Source organism: Tenacibaculum sp. SG-28, assembly GCF_002954385.1.
Taxonomy (GTDB): Bacteria; Bacteroidota; Bacteroidia; order Flavobacteriales; family Flavobacteriaceae; genus Polaribacter.
In genome coordinates, this window is the sequence record NZ_MQVY01000005.1 from 87,140 (window position 1) to 104,593 (window position 17,454).

Annotated in this window: 14 protein-coding genes and 1 pseudogene; 3 read left to right on the top strand and 12 right to left on the bottom strand. The window is 35.1% G+C overall.

Annotation, left to right across the window (positions count from 1 at the left end; genetic code table 11):
- Positions 1–28: 28 nt before the first annotated feature.
- The 3 genes from BSU00_RS11615 to BSU00_RS11625 form a co-directional block, all read right to left on the bottom strand.
- A complete protein-coding gene (locus BSU00_RS11615) occupies positions 29–1,744 on the bottom strand; it encodes an amidohydrolase (protein ID WP_199176792.1) in 1,716 nt (571 codons plus the stop codon).
- Positions 1,745–1,813: 69 nt separating this feature from the next.
- A complete protein-coding gene (locus BSU00_RS11620; RefSeq protein WP_105004524.1) occupies positions 1,814–1,993 on the bottom strand; it encodes a hypothetical protein in 180 nt (59 codons plus the stop codon).
- 11 nt (positions 1,994–2,004) lie between these two features.
- Positions 2,005–2,847, bottom strand: coding sequence for a hypothetical protein (locus BSU00_RS11625; RefSeq protein ID WP_105004525.1), 843 nt, complete (start codon positions 2,845–2,847; stop codon positions 2,005–2,007).
- Between the two features lie 635 nt (positions 2,848–3,482).
- Here BSU00_RS11625 and BSU00_RS11630 point away from each other — a divergent pair.
- Positions 3,483–5,501, top strand: a complete 2,019-nt coding sequence (locus BSU00_RS11630) for a thiamine pyrophosphate-dependent enzyme (protein ID WP_105004526.1) — start codon at positions 3,483–3,485, stop codon at positions 5,499–5,501.
- A 43-nt stretch (positions 5,502–5,544) separates the two neighbouring features.
- Here the strand turns inward: BSU00_RS11630 and BSU00_RS11635 are convergent, their stop codons facing one another.
- The 9 genes and pseudogenes from BSU00_RS11635 to hemA all read right to left on the bottom strand — a co-directional run bounded on the left by BSU00_RS11635 (position 5,545) and on the right by hemA (position 15,827).
- Complete coding sequence (locus BSU00_RS11635) at positions 5,545–6,876, bottom strand: dihydrolipoamide acetyltransferase family protein (RefSeq protein WP_105004527.1); 1,332 nt, start codon at positions 6,874–6,876, stop codon at positions 5,545–5,547.
- Between the two features lie 223 nt (positions 6,877–7,099).
- Positions 7,100–8,005: an oxygen-dependent coproporphyrinogen oxidase gene (gene hemF, locus BSU00_RS11640; protein ID WP_105004528.1), complete on the bottom strand. Its 906-nt coding sequence runs from the start codon at positions 8,003–8,005 to the stop codon at positions 7,100–7,102.
- Between the two features lie 29 nt (positions 8,006–8,034).
- Positions 8,035–8,781: an EI24 domain-containing protein gene (locus BSU00_RS11645; RefSeq protein WP_105004529.1), complete on the bottom strand. Its 747-nt coding sequence runs from the start codon at positions 8,779–8,781 to the stop codon at positions 8,035–8,037.
- A 93-nt stretch (positions 8,782–8,874) separates the two neighbouring features.
- Positions 8,875–9,489, bottom strand: coding sequence for a redoxin domain-containing protein (locus tag BSU00_RS11650; protein ID WP_105004530.1), 615 nt, complete (start codon positions 9,487–9,489; stop codon positions 8,875–8,877).
- 25 nt (positions 9,490–9,514) lie between these two features.
- Positions 9,515–10,539 (bottom strand): annotated as a pseudogene (gene hemE, locus BSU00_RS11655) (uroporphyrinogen decarboxylase).
- Between the two features lie 80 nt (positions 10,540–10,619).
- Positions 10,620–11,909, bottom strand: a complete 1,290-nt coding sequence (gene hemL / locus BSU00_RS11660) for a glutamate-1-semialdehyde 2,1-aminomutase (RefSeq protein WP_105004531.1) — start codon at positions 11,907–11,909, stop codon at positions 10,620–10,622.
- 50 nt (positions 11,910–11,959) lie between these two features.
- Positions 11,960–12,931 (bottom strand): porphobilinogen synthase, encoded by a 972-nt coding sequence (gene hemB / locus BSU00_RS11665; RefSeq protein ID WP_105004532.1) that lies wholly within the window; start codon positions 12,929–12,931, stop codon positions 11,960–11,962.
- Positions 12,932–12,988: 57 nt separating this feature from the next.
- The gene (gene hemC, locus BSU00_RS11670; protein ID WP_105004533.1) at positions 12,989–14,575 is read right to left on the bottom strand and encodes a hydroxymethylbilane synthase; all 1,587 of its coding nucleotides are present in this window, start codon (positions 14,573–14,575) and stop codon (positions 12,989–12,991) included.
- Positions 14,559–15,827 carry a glutamyl-tRNA reductase gene (gene hemA / locus BSU00_RS11675; RefSeq protein ID WP_105004534.1) on the bottom strand — a complete coding sequence of 423 codons (1,269 nt, stop codon included), beginning with the start codon at positions 15,825–15,827 and terminating at the stop codon, positions 14,559–14,561. Before hemA ends, hemC begins: the two co-directional genes overlap by 17 nt.
- 211 nt (positions 15,828–16,038) lie before the next feature.
- Between hemA and BSU00_RS11680 the strand changes: the two genes are divergently transcribed.
- Positions 16,039–16,923 carry an AraC family transcriptional regulator gene (locus BSU00_RS11680; RefSeq protein ID WP_105004535.1) on the top strand — a complete coding sequence of 295 codons (885 nt, stop codon included), beginning with the start codon at positions 16,039–16,041 and terminating at the stop codon, positions 16,921–16,923.
- Between the two features lie 18 nt (positions 16,924–16,941).
- A complete protein-coding gene (locus BSU00_RS11685) occupies positions 16,942–17,454 on the top strand; it encodes a TrmH family RNA methyltransferase (RefSeq protein WP_105004536.1) in 513 nt (170 codons plus the stop codon).

Consider the following 17,454-nt stretch of genomic DNA (forward strand, 5'->3'; position numbering starts at 1 on the left):
AAACAAATCCAATTTTAAAGTGGTCCTTTTACTTCCCCTTTAAATTATTTGCTGCAATTACATTAAAGTTTCCTTTATACACAGTCCCTAGAATGGTAATGTCTTTAATTTTCATTGGGTCTATTTTAAAAGGGTTTTCTTTTAAAATAGTAAAATTAGCTACCTTTCCTTCAGCAATAGATCCCATTTGTTTTTCTAGATTTAACGTTCTCGCCGCATCAATGGTAATCGCTTTCATGGCATCATATACAGAAATCTTCTGATCTTGAGACAATGCGTTGTTCTCTGCAGTAACTCTATTTACTGCTGTCCAAGCTAAAGTAAGTGGTTCCATTGGCGCCATGGAAAAGTCGGAATGAAAAGAAACTGGAATATCTCTAGACACTAGACTCTGAATTCTAACCAAATTTTCTCCTCTTTCTTTCCCTAAACCTACTTCACTATATTTATCTGCCAAAGCCCATAAATAGTATGGATTAACAGATCCTTCAACACCCATTTCAGCTATTTGCTGTGCCATATCGTCTGTGAAATATCCCATGTGGTGTAGCGTAAATCTATGATCGTCTCTTGGCTTTCTTTCTTGATCTACTTCTAAGTAATCTAGAACTTGCTGAATCCCTTTATCCCCGTTAGAATGTACGTGAATCTTATAATCATTATCCCAATACAAACTTATTTGCTCTTTAAAGAGGTCTAATGGTGTCATCCATTCGCCATTATGACCATCTTCATAATTTTCTTTCATCTGCATAGCTTGGCTATAAATAGCTCCATCAGAAAATAGTTTTACTTGTTTTGGTAAAAAGTGAATGTTATCGGTATCGTAAGTACTAGCTAAGGTTTCCATAAAAGCCATTGCTTCTTTATTTCCTCCTTTCATTGCAAATAATTGGGTACCACTTGGTATTAAATATACATCGTAGGGAGGATTTTTTTCCATTTCTTTTTTTAGAAGTGCTAACTCTCCATTAAAATCGGAACTCGGAAAACCAGGCTCTGCTACGGTGGTAATTCCATTTTGCTTTATTAATTGTGTCATCATCCCAAGACCTTGCATATAACGAGTTGGCTCTAACATTATTGGCGCCATCTTTGGAACCAAAGCAAGCCATCCTCCTTCATAAAAATGTCCCTTTTCCCACTCTACTTGTGGGTTTCCTTTAAAGTCTTCTTTTGTAATTCCTAAAAGCGCAATAGCGGCATCGTTTAAATAAATTTCATGAAAGGATCTATGGATAATTCCAACCGGTTTATCTTTGGTGATACTGTTGATAACATCTCTTGAAAGATCGCCATGCCACAATTGGTGGTACCCCCAGATGAAATACATTTCTCCCTCTTTGGCATTTTCATTTATTGAGTTGGTGATTCTTTCCATATAAGCATCATGCCCGGTAACTCCTTTTTTCGTACCGTTAGGCAAAACCCAATCGTAGGGTGCTATGATTTCATTAGGTAACATTGTTGCTGCTAAAGAAGGATGTACATGCGGTTCTACAAAACCAGGCATTAACGTTTCTCCTCGCAAATCATGCTTTTTGGCGTTTGGAAAATTCGTTTTTGCCTTAGCAAGAGAACCTACAAAAACAATTTCATCGTTCTCTGTAACGACAGCTTCTGCTGTTTCTAACTTTTCACCATCCATGGTGATGATATCTCCGTTGAAGTAAACTACTATTTTAGCATCAGTTTTATCAATATCAACTTTTTTTTTCTGTTTTGGTATTACAAGAAACTGCAAAAACTAATGTAAATAGAATTACTAGTATTTTTTTCATAATGTATTAATTTGACAAATTATTTTTAATTATTATAATCTACCACCGTTGTATACATCAAAATCAACATGTGGCCTTACTCTAGGACCATGCGGACCCCATTCGACATTTACACCTGCATTAGTTCCCCATCTTGCGTTTGCACAGCTTTCTAAAGCAAAAAACAAAGCACAAACTATTACTATTTTTAAGATATTTTTTATTTTTTTCATCGGTAATTGTATTAATTATTTTGAACACATATTAAAGCTCCAAAAGGATCTTGTATCACTGCAAGTTTCCCCGCACGCACGTTTGAGGAAGGAGCAACTATCACAGTACCTCCAGCTGTTTCAGTTTTTTGAGTTACAGTAGATAACTGATTGTTAAAAACATAAGAAACCCATTGCGAACCTTGGTTAGTAACAGGATTAAGAATCATACCTGCAACCGTGGCAGTATTCTTTTTAAACATCCAATATGGTTTGCTATCGATCATTTTTTTATCGATTATAACATCAAACATTGCTGCATAAAACGAAGCAGATTTATCTGCGTCACTAGTCCATAATTCAATACCTATCCAATCTCCATTTGCATTGGCTTTAGAATAGGTATTTGTAATATCATTGGCCGTGATAAAAGCAAATTCCTCTCCTTGCGGAGACTCTAAAACAACTTGTTTTCCTCTACCAGGAATTTTTACAGGCTTTAAAGCAAGTTTACAACCTTGTTCTATAGCCGCCTTAATTTTTGAACTCATATCTTGCGGAGATACAATCATAGAGGTTATCCAAACCGAAACACTAGCAGTTTTAACTTCAATCATTCCTCCGATCACCTTTCCATTATTAAGAATTTTTGAAGTTACAGCCCCTTTGCTGTTAGAAGATTCAAAAGTCCATCCAAAAACCTTAGAATAAAATTCTTGGGAAGCAGTCATGTTTGGAGTTATTAAATCATGCCAAATACCATCGTTATTTTGATATTTTTGTACGGATGACGGAACTTTAAACAGTTCATTCGAAAATGAAGAACTCGTCGCAAAAAACACGACGAAAAAAATTACGAAATTTAAGTTTTTCATAAGGTATGTAATTAATTTAGTTATAAATTGATTGTTCTATTCTTTTTGATGATAGAGAACAAAAAGCATTCTTCATGTAAGATATGTATATAAAATTACATATTTCATGAATTTTTAAAGGGAGTAATAAAAATGAAAACGGAGAAAACTAATTCGATTACCAAGCACAAAATTAAAAATTAGGCGAGGTATCAACGAATACAATTCTCTGTATGTGGTTACTATTAATATTATTGATTTTCTAAAAAACTCAAAATCAAACCTTTCTTTCTTTTCTTTTCTCAACAAAATCATAAACTTTTGTTAAAACGAAAGTATAAAAAAAAAGCTCCATTCTAAAATTGTTTTACATAAATATACCAAACATAAATCAAGTAAGATAAAAACCACTGTAAACCAATTGTTTATCTATTTTATTTATTTGAATTTATTATAAATAAGTTTTGACTTAGTAAACTCTAGCAAAAAAAAAATGCTATAACAATGACTAAAAAATACGATAACATCAAAAAAAACATTAGATAAGTTTAATATTGATATTTTTAACCATTAAAAATTAAACTAACCACAATAAAAAAGACAATTAATTTTGATTATATAAATATTTTATACAAATTTGAGACAAATTAATGCTTATGAACTTTTCTTCAAAACTCTACAATGCCGAAAATAATGTATTGTATTTTGAAAAGGGAAACCTTGATAAACAGATACTATTAGGGCTATATCAAAAAATGGTACTCCCAAGAATTATAGAAGAAAAGATGTTAAAATTATTACGCCAGGGAAAAATCTCTAAATGGTTTAGCGGTATTGGTCAAGAAGCCATTGCAGTAGGTGTTACTTGTGCCTTATCAAAACAAGAATATATTTTACCTATGCATCGAAATCTTGGAGTATTTACCTCTAGAGATATCCCTTTGGCTAAATTATTTTCACAATGGCAAGGAAAACAAAATGGATTTACAAAAGGTAGAGATAGAAGTTTTCACTTTGGAACACAAGCGTATAAAATCATAGGGATGATTTCGCATCTAGGTCCTCAGTTAGGGGTCGGATCAGGAATTGCATTAGCCAATAAACTAAAAAAGAACAAACACGTTTGTGCGGTTTTTTCTGGCGAAGGAGGTACAAGTGAAGGCGATTTTCATGAAGCGTTAAATATAGCATCTGTATGGGAGTTACCAATATTGTTTTGTATCGAAAATAACGGGTATGGTCTTTCAACACCTACCAGTGAACAATACAACTGTAACAATATCGCAGATCGTGGAATAGGTTATGGGATGGAATCTTATATTATTGAAGGAAACAATATACTCGAGGTATATCAAAAAACTTCACAAATAGCACAGAGTATACGAGAAAACCCTAGACCAGTTCTCTTAGAGTTCAAAACCTTTAGAATGCGAGGGCATGAAGAAGCTAGTGGCACTAAATATGTTCCAGAAATATTATTTACCGAGTGGCAGAAAAAAGACCCTATCGAGAACTACAAAAACTATTTAGTGGAGGAAGGAATTTGGGACGAAGAGGAAGACAAAAAATTAAAAGAAAAGCTAAAGGAAAAAATTCAGGAGAATCTAAACATTGCTTTTAAAGAAGAAACCGTAACCTCCACTATTAAAAATGAAATAGAGGACGTGTATAAAAATGATGATGTTCGTGCGGTAACTGCTTCTTCAAAAACAAAAAACATTCGGTTAATTGACGCCATTTCTAACGGTCTTAAACAAGCAATGGAAAGACATGAAAAAATGGTCATTATGGGACAGGATATTGCAGAATACGGTGGAGTTTTTAAAATAACAGAAGGGTTTGTTAAACTATTCGGAAAAGAAAGAATACGAAATACTCCTATCTGCGAATCTATAATTGTTTCTGCTGCTTATGGCCTTTCTGTTTCTGGGATAAAAGCCATCGTTGAAATGCAATTTGCAGATTTTGTATCTAGCGGTTTTAACCCTATTGTAAACTTACTAGCAAAGTCTCATTACAGGTGGGGCCAAGAGGCTGATGTAGTCATTAGAATGCCTTGCGGAGCAGGTGTTGCTGCCGGACCATTCCATTCGCAGTCGAACGAGGCATGGTTTACAAAAACTCCCGGTCTTAAAGTAATTTATCCTGCTTTTCCGTATGACGCCAAAGGACTACTCACAACCGCAATTAACGATCCTAATCCTGTTTTATTTTTCGAACATAAGGGATTATATAGAACGATATACCAAGACGTCCCTGAGGATTACTACACCCTCCCATTAGGTAAAGCTAATCTTCTGCAAAAAGGAAATGACATCACGATAATCACGTTTGGTATGGCAGTACATTGGGCATTAAAAACATTAGAGGAAGAGACTACTATTTCAGCAGATGTAATTGACTTGCGATCTCTAGCACCCTTAGATAAAGATACAATATTTACTTCTGTTAAAAAAACAGGGAAAGCAATTATACTACAAGAAGACACTCTTTTTGGAAGTATTTCAAGCGATATATCTGCTTTACTGATGGAAAATTGTTTTGAATATCTTGACGCTCCTGTAAGAAGAGTAGCGAGTATTGAAACTCCAATTCCGTTTGCTAAAAATTTAGAAGAACAGTTTTTACCTGTAGCGAGATTTAAACAAGAATTACAAGAACTTTTATCCTACTAAAAAAGCCCACCGAAGTGAGCTTTATGTTTCTATAGAAAATATCTTAAAAATCTTGGTTTACATCCCAGGCTTCTAATATTTCCTTAAAAGTTTTGATAAACATACCTCCTAAAGCTCCATTAACTACTCGGTGATCGTAAGAATGCGATACAATCATTTTTTGACGAATCCCAATAAAATCTCCTTCTGGAGTCTCAATAACAGCAGGCATTTTTCGAATAGCACCCAAGGCAAGTATAGCTACTTGTGGCTGGTTAATTATTGGGGTCCCCATGATAGACCCAAAACTTCCAACATTAGTAACCGTATACGTACCACCTTGAATCTCATCTGGTTTCAACTTATTGGCACGGGCTCTATTTGCCAAATCATTAACTTGTTTTGTCATTCCAACCAAGCTTAATTGGTCGGCATTTTTAATCACTGGCACGATTAAATTTCCATCTGGCAAAGCGGCCGCCATTCCTAAATTTACACTTCCTCGTTGAATAATTTTATCCCCATCTACAGAAATATTAATCTCAGGGTATTTTTTAATCGTCTGTGCCACAGCCTGCATTAAAATAGGTGTAAAAGTAAGTTTTTCTCCCTCTCTTTTAAAGTATGCGTTTTTAACTTTATTTCTCCATTTTACAATGTTAGTTACATCTATTTCTATAAATGACTGCACGTGTGCAGAAGTTTGTATGGAGTTCACCATGTGCTTAGCAACTAGTTTACCCATTCTAGACATCTCTATCACTTGGTCTTGCCCTCCAAGTGTTATTGGTGTTTCTACAACCTTGGACACAACCTCCTTAACAACACTTTTTTCTGGAGCTGCAGTAGTCGTTACTTTTGGCTGTGAATTTCTATTTTCTAGATACTTTAAAATATCATTTTTTGTTACCCTTCCCTCTTTACCGGTTCCAGTAATCGCTTGTAATTCACGACCGGTAATACCTTCGGTTTTGGCAATACTTTTCACTAAAGGAGAATAAAATCGATCACCATCGGTAGAAACATCTGAAATAATAGTGTCTGTCTTAGCCGTCTCGATGGTTTTTTCAACAGCTGCAACTGATTCTTGTACAATTTGTTGCTCTTCTTCCGAGGTACCATTCGACTGTACATCAGCAGCTGCAGTAGCTTCTCCCGCAACCTCAATTATAGCAATGGTATCACCAACTTGTACTACTGCGTCTTTATCAAATAAGATTTCTACGAGTGTTCCCTCCACTTCACTTGGAACCTCACTATCCACCTTATCTGTTGCTACCTCAACAACAGTGTCATCAATATCAATAGTTTCTCCAACTTCTTTAATCCAAGATGTAATGGTTGCTTCTGCAACACTCTCGCCCATCTTAGGCAATTTTAATTCATATCTAGCCATTGTGAATGATTTTGTGCATGCGAATTTAAGAAAATCAAACGATTTTTAAGAGGATTTTATTAAAAACATTTTTGAGAAAACGAATTCAAAATTATAATATCCTCAAAAAACACCGTTTATATTAGAAAATAACATAATTTTATTAAAAAAAAGGCTATAATTTTGACTATTTACCATTAACTCACTTTGGATTAATTCAATTGTAAAGCTACTTCTACAAACACTATTTAACCCAATCTACTGGGTTAGCAAGCACTTGTAAAAGCCGCTCTTCTTGCGAATTTTTGATTGGAGTATGGTTATATTTCCATTGCACAGTTGGAGGAAGACTCATTAAAATACTTTCAATCCTTCCATTTGTTTTCAAACCAAATAAAGTCCCTCGATCGTGTACTAGATTGAATTCTACATATCGTCCTCTTCTAATCTCTTGCCAATCTTTATGTGTTTTTGTAAAGGAAACATCTTTTCGACGTTTAACAATTGGCAGATAGGATTCTAAAAAACTATTTCCGATTGCGGTTACAAAATCATAACGGTCTTGTAAAGTAAACTCGGATGTTGCTTTTAAATAATCAAAAAACAAACCACCAACACCTCTTGCCTCATTCCTATGCGCGTTCCAAAAGTACTCGTCACATGTTTTTTTGTATTTAGGATAAAAGGATTTGTGATACGTGTCACAAGCATTTTTACATACTGTGTGAAAATGGATAGCATCTTCTTCAAATAAGTAATACGGTGTTAAATCTTGTCCTCCTCCGAACCATTGCGTGACAATATTTCCTGTTTCATCATACATTTCAAAATAACGCCAGTTGGCATGTACCGTTGGCACAAATGGATTTTTTGGATGTAATACTAAGCTTAACCCACAGGCAAAAAAATCTCCTTGCTTTACACCAAATTGCTTTCTTAATACCTCTGGTAATTCTCCGTGAACCGCAGAAATATTAACCCCTCCTTTTTCGAATACATTTCCATTCTCAATAACTCTGGTTCTCCCACCACCGCCTTCCTTTCTTTTCCATAAATCCTCCATAAAGGTAACACCGCCATCGATGGCTTCCAACTCGGTTGTAATAGTATCCTGTAACTGTTGTATGTACTCGTAAAATTGCTCTCTCATGTGTTAGGTGTATCTCTCTACAAAAGTAGTTATTCTTTTAATGCTAAACTTTGATTTTTCCTTATTGTTTGTACACTAGCTGCAGCTACAGATAGTGGTAAGACCAGAATAAAACCAAAAACAGGAATTAATAAAATAAATAAAAAAACGATACCGTTTCCCAATGCTAAACCCTTATTGTTCTGAACGAATCGAATACTATCTCGGTAGGAATAATGGCGCTCTAAAGTATAATCCATATTACCAAACCCTGCAAAATACGATTGAATTAAAAAGATAATAAAGGTAAATATAATGCCTAATACCGGAACTAAACTCAGCAACAACAAAGGAAGCGTAAGTAGCAGTTCCCTAAATAAATTTCTGAGATTTAAACGAATCCCCCTAAGTAATAATTTGGAAAAAGAACTATCCGATACGGAAGCTTTACCTCCTAATAAATGAGCTTCAATTTTTTCGGAAACTGGCCCCATAAAAGGAGATACTATTGCCATAACAATGTGTTTGTATAAAATCAGGCCAATGACAATTATTACGGCACCACTAAAAAAAGAGCTAACTGCACTAAAGGTAGATTTACCGAAATCCCATTTCCATAATTCACCTATATATGCTCCAATATCATCGGCAAATACAAATGCCGTAATAAGTATAACTACTGCAGTAAGAAAACTGATAGCAATAGGGACTAAAAAATAGCGCCATAACTTTAACCTCGTTAATAAATGAAAACCCGAAAGATAGGCTTTAAAACTCTCCAATAATTGTGCTATCATAAACTTCTAAATTTAATTTAAAAAAACCTCTTTCTAACGAGTAGAAAGAGGTGCATTGTATCTATACAAAGGTTTTTTTTGTATTTAACGTTATTACATAATAACCTTTAAAAACTCTTCTAATTGTGCTTCATTCATAGCATTTACTTGCTCCCAAGTCATTTTTTTCGATGGAGATGCTGCTCCTCTTTTAAAATTGACTATTTTTTTATCTTTTGCTATTAAATAAGTTGTTGGGTAATCTAGCTTGTGTACAAAACCGTTTATTTCAATGGTAGATTTATCTGAATTTTCTGCTTCTGAAGCAACTAGCATGATACGCTTGTCTAACTTTTCAGCCATTCGTTGCACTCCTTCTTGTTTATCCCAAAACAACATAACCACCTCTATCTTGTCTCCATATTTCTCTACCATCTTATTCAAAGCAGGTATTTCACCCCAACAAGGCGCACACCAAGTTGCTGCTGCCACTAATAAAATTGGCTTAGTAATCGCATCCGTACTTATTTTATCGCCAGTTATCGTTGTAAACTCGTAGTTGGATAGGTATTTGTTTTTTATACAATTATTAACAATATCATCAAGCATAGCCGCATCCTTACCAGAATCTAGAATACAATCTGCTACAGCATCTTTGTAATACTGTTTGTCTTGAGAAAAAATTAGCTGGGCTGAAATCAATAGCAACACAAAAAACAATCTATTCATAATCAAATATTTAAGGTTGGTAATATTAAACTTTGTATTCTTTTACCGCCTCGATAAATGCCTGAGCATTTTCTAATGGTATATTGGGTAAAATTCCATGCCCCAAGTTAACAATATATTTGTCTTTTCCAAACTCATTTATCATCTGTGTTACCATTTTTTTAATTTCCTTTGGTGGAGACAATAATCGAGAAGGGTCAAAATTTCCTTGTAAGGTAATATTCCCACCAGTTAAATAACGTGCGTTTCTTGCAGAACAAGTCCAATCTACACCAAGTGCAGATGCGTTCGATTTCGCCATAACATCTAAAGCAAACCAACACCCTTTTCCAAAGGCTATTACTGGAACCTCGTCTTTAAGTGCCTCGATAATTTGATTGATATACTGCCATGAAAACTCCTGGTAATCTACCGGTGAAAGCATCCCTCCCCACGAGTCAAAAATTTGTACCGCGTCAACACCAGCATTTACCTTAGCTTTTAAATAAGCAATGGTCGTTTGTGTAATTTTAGTTAGCAATTCGTGTGCGAGAATAGGTGATGAAAAACAAAACTCTTTTGCTTTATCAAAATTTTTCGATCCTTGCCCTTGCACCATATAACACAATATCGTCCATGGAGACCCTGCAAAACCAATTAACGGTATTTCATTGTTCAGCTTTTCTTTGGTAGCTTTTATAGCATCCATTACATAGCCCAATTCGTGATTTACATCGGGGATAGTAACGGCATCTAATGTTTTTCTATCTCGTATAGGATTTGGTAGATACGGACCAAAATTTGGCTTCATTTCCACGGCAACATTCATTGCTTGCGGTACTACCAATATATCCGAAAATAAAATAGCCGCATCCATACCGTATCTTCGTATCGGTTGTACCGTAATTTCAGAGGCTAATTCTGGCGTTCTACATCGGGTAAAAAAATCGTATTTCTTACGAATTTCCATAAATTCAGGCAAGTATCTACCAGCCTGACGCATCATCAAACCGGAGGACGTTCTACGGTCTCTCCTTTTAGGGCTCTTAAAAATAAATCGTTTTTTATCATTATTTTTTTATTTTAGCAAAACAAGTGAGTTTTTCGGCAAACCGCTCGTCATTCTTTGTTACTTATACTTTAAATAAACTTTACATTTCAGAAACTACGCGCATAGATTTATCTATAGCTTTCGCTATTTTCTTTATATCTTTCGTAGAGATAGCCGAAGATAAAAACCAAGCTTCAAATTGTGATGGTGGCAAGAAAACACCATTGCGAATCATTTCCCAAAAAAATACAGCAAATTTTTTCGTATCTGAAGATTGGGCTTCTTGAAAGTTTGTCACGTTTTTATCGGTGAAAAAAGGATTCATCATCGAACCAAACCTACTTACCGTAAGATCGACATTGTATTTTTTTGCTGCTTCTAATAGCAATGACTCTATAGTTTGCGCGACTTCGTTAAACTTTTCGTAAGGATTTTGTTTCTTTAATTCTGTTAGTGTCGCAATTCCTCCTGCCATAGCAATTGGATTACCACTTAACGTTCCTGCCTGATACATTCCGCCTAATGGAGCAACCATTTCCATAATCTCATTTCTAGCACCATAGGCTCCCACTGGAAAACCTCCACCGATAACCTTACCCAAACACGTTATGTCTGCTTCTACACCGAGTAACTCTTGCGCCCCTCCAAAAGTAGATCTAAAACCTGTCATTACCTCATCGGCAATTAATAAAGCACCTTTGGAAGTGAGATATTCTTTTAAGTCTATCAAAAAATTATTTTCAGGAATCACAACGCCCATATTTCCTGCAATGGGCTCTAAAATAACTCCCGCAATATCGTTATGCGCCTCAAAATGTGCTTTTACACTATCGAGATCATTGTAGTTTGCTATTAAGGTGTTTTTTACTGCACCCTCGGGAACTCCCTTACTACCTGGTAGACTAAGAGTTGCTAAACCCGATCCGGCAGCTACTAAAAGTGCATCTTGATGCCCGTGATAACAACCAGAAAATTTTATTATTTTATCTTTTCCGGTGAAAGCTCTCGCTAATCGAATCCCACTTAAAACGGCTTCGGTTCCGGAATTAACAAAACGAACCTTATCCATACCTGGAAAGGCATCACAAACAATTTTTGCTAATTTAATTTCATTTTTTGTCGAGGCACCAAACGAATAACCATTTTTCAAAGCTTTGGTGATTGCCTTTTGCACTTTTTTATGGCGATGTCCTAATATCATTGGTCCGTAGGACAACACGAGATCTATATAGGCATTATCATCTACATCATAAATCTTGGTCCCTTTTGCCTTTTTTATAAATAAAGGATTTCCTCCAACCGAGGCAAAAGCTCGAACTGGTGAATTTACTGCTCCAACAAGATGCTCTAAACCTTTTGTATATAATTCGTGTGATTTTTGAAACGTCATTCTAATTTTTTGTTTTAAATACAATTATAAAATTCCCGATTTAATAATCTTTAATTCCTATTATCTTGAAGAATTTTGGCTGCTTCTTTGGCAAAATAAGTAATGATTATATCTGCGCCTGCTCTTTTCATAGATAGCAAACTTTCCATCATAACACGTTCTCCATCAATCCATCCTTTTTCTGCTGCGGCCTTTACCATAGCGTATTCTCCGCTTACGTTGTAACACGCAATAGGACGGTCGTAATTATTTTTTAAGTCTCGTATAATATCCAGATAGGATAACGCTGGTTTTACCATTAAAATATCCGCTCCTTCTTGATCGTCAAAAGTAGCTTCGCGCTGTGCTTCATCTCTATTGGAAGGGTCCATTTGATAGGTTCTTCTGTCTCCAAAAGACGGAGCAGAATCTACAGCCTCTCGAAAAGGACCATAAAAGGCTGACGCATATTTAACGGAATAACCCATTATTGGTAAATTGACAAAACCATTGGCATCTAAAGCATCACGCATGGCAGCAATGGCGCCATCCATCATTCCGGACGGTGCAACCATGTCGGCGCCTGCGTTCGCATGCGAAATTGTTTGCTTTGCCAAATTTACCAGGGTTGCATCATTTACAACATCGTTGTTTTCGATAATACCACAATGCCCATGACAAGTATACTCACAGAAACAAACGTCTGTAATAACATATAAAGACGGGTATTTTTCTTTGATAAAGCGTATTGCTTGCTGCATAATACCATCGTCATTCCAAGTTTCACTACCTTCATCATCTTTTTTCGAAGGTATACCAAATAAAAGCACCGCAGGAATACGCAGCGCGACTACTTCGTCTAACTCTTTAGAAATCGTATCTAAAGAATACCTATTAATGCCTGGCATTGAAGGAATTTCAACTTCAATATTGGTACCTTCTTCTATAAATAAAGGATATATAAAATCATCTACCGACAATTTCGTTTCACGCACTAGTCTTCGAATGCCATCTGCTTTTCTGAGTCTTCTAGTTCTTAACATTATAAAAATTTAAATACTGAGAGATACAATTATGATTCTTCACCATATCTTTCCCTATTATTTTACAAACTCTTTTTTTACTAAATCTACCACGCTTTCAACGGTGGGCATTTTTGCCACGCGAACCTCTTTAAAACCGCGTTTCTCCGCTTCTTTTGCTGTAGTGTCTCCGATACAAAAAGCTATGGTATTTGCTGTGTTTTTTTGCAGGTAACTTTCAATAGTTGATGGACTGTAAAACAAAACTCCATCGGTAGCATCGGAAACAGCTACCGGACTCAACATTGTTTTGTACGCTTCAATTTCATGTACTTGCACATCGTTAGCTTGTAAAATAACAGATAAAGTATCTAATCGTATGTTGCTACAGAAATAGGTCACCTCTTGTCCTTTTAATTTTGAGGAGAGATACTGGGCTAACTTTTTTGCATTTCTTTCTACATGAGAGACTACTCCAATTTTTTCCTCAATTAACTTTTTAGTTCTTCTACCTACGCAAAAAATATTTTTAAACTGCAATTCTTCTGCTGTAAAATTATGTACGAGTGCTTCTACTCCATTTTTACTGGTTATAACAACATTTTGTATGGGATCTTTAACGTATTTGGCAGCAATACGATTGAATCTAATTTTAATAAAATCACTATCCTCTACAGCAATGAAATTGGGTACTGATTTCTTTTGTATTAAGGATAATTTTTTAGTCGAATATACCGAAAACTCTTTTTCCAAACCGTGGTCTGCCATAATCATCAGTTTCCCTCCTCTATCAATTATGTGATTCGCACAATCCTTTGCAAGAAATTTATGACGTCCAAGGGGTACTTTTTTAGCTACTTCTAACTTTTTACTCCCATCTCTACTAAGTACAACTCCTTTAAAATTTATCTCCTTTTCTACCTCGTTTATATAAGCTAAAGCTCCTATAGGGGCAGTACAGCCTCCCTCGAGTCTCTTTAAAAACTCTCTTTCTATTGCGGTACAAGTTTGGGTATCTTTATCATTGATTTGTTCACAAGCTTCTATACTATATGTGTCAGACGCTAAGGCAGTGATCATTATTGCCCCTTGTGCTGGTGCAGGAATCATCCACGATAAAGAAATCGCTCCTTTGGGTCTTTTCCCTATTCTCTCTAGGCCTGCTGCTGCGAATACTGCTCCATTCCAATTGTTGGCACTTAACTTTTCTAATCGCGTATTAACATTACCACGCAAGTCGACCACTTTATGTGTTGGGTAGCGGTTAAGCCATTGTGCTCGTCTACGAAGACTCCCTGTAGCGATAATACCATCTTTTTGGGCCATAAACTCCTCGGTATCTTTAAGAACTAAAATATCGTTGTGATTAGCTCTTTTTAAAACAGCTGCTTGAACAATACCCTCAGGTAATGCCGTGGGAACATCTTTCATTGAATGCACTGCAATATCTATTTCACCTTGCAACATAGCAATATCTAGATTTTTAGTAAAAATCCCAGTAATTCCTAACTCATAGAGAGGTTTATCTAGAACAATATCTCCTGTAGATTTGATAGGTACAATTTCCGTTTCGTATCCTAATTCTTCTAACTGCTTTCGAACTTTGTTCGCTTGCCATAAGGCCAGTTCACTTTCCCGTGTACCGATTCTAATTTTCTTCTGCATTAATTGGTTGTAAAGTTGCCCCAAATACCTTAGACATTACATCAATACTTTGGGTTATAGAGGTATTTTCGTCTTTTAAATGTTTGACGAATTGTGTAGTAATCTTTTGAATGAGTCGAGAGGTAATAACTTCCGCTTGTTCTTCATCAAAATCTCTATTTTTTTTCTTGTGGAAGTTTATCTCGTCTTTTTGAATTGCTACTAAAGATTGTTTCAGTGCGTTAATCGCAGGAGTGAATTTACGGTGGTTCAACCATTGGTTAAATTCCGCTTTGTGTTCTTCTATAATTGCTTCTGCGAGTGGCACTTCTTTTTCTCTAACGGCTAGCGTTTCTAATGTTATTTTTGACAACTCATCTACATTGATTAGCGTTACATTTTTTAGACTAGATACTTCTGTGGAAACATTTGCCGGCATGGATAAATCTAGTATTAAAATATCTTTATCTTCCGGAATGTGCTCCTTCAATACCGTAGGTTTATTTGCTCCGGTGGAAACAATAAGTACATCACAATTTGCAATCTCTTGGGATAAATCTTTATATTTTGCCTGACGAATTGCAGGATTCTCTTTAACAAATTCCGTCACCTTTTCTTCGGTTCTATTTATCAAGCGAACCATATTGTTATTGGTGTATTCGGATAAGTTTTTACAAGTATGTTTTCCCATTTTACCCAAACCAAAAACTAAAATATTTTTAGCATTGTGGTTTGGTATGTTTTTAATAAGATATTGTACCGCAGCGTAAGAAACTGAAGTTGTACCCGAACTTAGTTTTGTTTCGTTTTTTACGCGTTTACTAGATTGCATGACACAATTTAATAATCGCTCTAAATAAGCGTTCGAAGTACCGAGTTCTTTTGACAATTTAAACGCATGACGCAATTGCCCAACAATTTCGTAATCTCCTAGTATCTGACTATCTAATCCAGTGCCCATTCGAAACAAATGCTGTATGGCATCTTGGTTTTTGTGGATATAGGAAACTTTGGCAAACTCTTCTACTGTTCCCTGAGAATACTTACAAAGCATCTTGATGAGTTGAAATGGATGCTCGGCAAAACCGGTTATTTCTGTTCTGTTACATGTTGACAATACAAACAATTCTCCAGACCCTGTTGCTTTAGCCTCCTCTAAAAGCCCGATTTGTGCTTCTTTAGACAAAGAGAACTTTCCTCTTGTTTCTGCATCAGCTTTTATATAACTGACACCTATATTGTAAAATTTTGTTGGCTTATTATCTGTGTACATTAATATCTTCTTCCAAAAAACATTCAAAAATATAAAGTTTATACCGTTAAAAGTATCGCTAGAAGAACTTTTAATGTCGTTTCAAGTTTTTTACCTCTTTATTCCATAAAAACGACTCAAAATTCCCTAAATTTGCAGTAATAGATAGTCTTTGGAGCGCATCTATATAGAATCATTCTAAATAAAAGCTAATAATTAAAGTTTGGATAGTATGTTAAAAAATGTCGCAGGAAGTTCTTTTAGTGAAATCATCTTTGAAAAAGGATTTTTCATCTTAAAATTTCAAAATGAAAGTAATGAAACAGAGGTTTTTAAAAGAGATATTGACAGTTCTTTTATCCAACTTCATTATTGTGTTAAAGGGAATTGTAAATTCCATTTCAACAACAACAATTACACGTTCAACGTCTTAGACAAACACTCCATTTTCCTGTATAATCCGCAGCAAAAATTACCCATAAACTTAGAAATACTCCCAAAGACATCCTTAATTTCGGTATTAATATCTATTGAAAAATTTCATTCTTTATTCTCACAAGAAGCAAGTTATATTCCTTTTTTAAGTGAAGACAATAAGAACAAGAAATACTATGACAATACGGAAATCAAAGAAAATCTTCTTATCGTTCTTCGTCAAATATTTGCAGCAAAAAACCACAGTTCCATTAAAAACCTGTATATCAAGGGTAAAATCTACGAATTATTGAGTCTTCATTTTGACAATGGAGAAAGCACCAATAATGAATACTGTCCTTTTCTTGTAGACGATCGAGAGGTACTAAAAATAAGAAAAGCAAAAGATATCATCATCTCTAAAATGAGTGAACCCCCGTCTTTACAAGAACTCGCCAATGAAGTTGGACTAAACCTAAAAAAATTGAAAGAAGGATTCAAGCAAATATACGGAGACACAGTGTATAGTTTTCTATTCGACTACAAAATGGAATTTGCGCGAAAACTCCTTGAAAACAACAAACATAACGTTAACGAAGTTGGGATGCAAGTTGGTTACAGTACCTCTAGCCATTTTATAGCTGCCTTTAAAAAGAAATTTGGAACAACACCTAAACAATATGTAATGCGTTTATCGCAATAATTGAAATTGAGTATAATAATGAAACAGTTGACACATTACGATATACAAAATGAAACTATTAAATTCCCAATAACTATTGTTTGCGATGCTCTGAGAACTCCAGAAAACATTGGCATGTGTTTCCGAATTTCCGAGAGCTTTGGTGTTGCAAAGATTTACCTTCACGAAAGCTCACCGAACAGTAGCAACAGAATTGTAAAAAAAACAGCGAGAAATACACTCCATCAAATATCGTGTGAAACCTATACTAATTTTGCATCATTAATCACCAAGTTACGACAAGACGGCAATACGATTATAGGTATTGAAATCACCGACGAGAGTATTAGTATAAAAGATTATGACTTTAGTTTACACGAAAAAATTGTCCTAATTTTAGGTAGCGAAAGACATGGCATAAACGACGTTGATGTAACAGACAAAACGGTATCCATACCAATGTATGGTCAAAACTCTTCTATGAATGTTATCCACAGTTTATCCATAGCACTATATGAAATTACAAATCAGTTAATAAAAATCAAAATATAA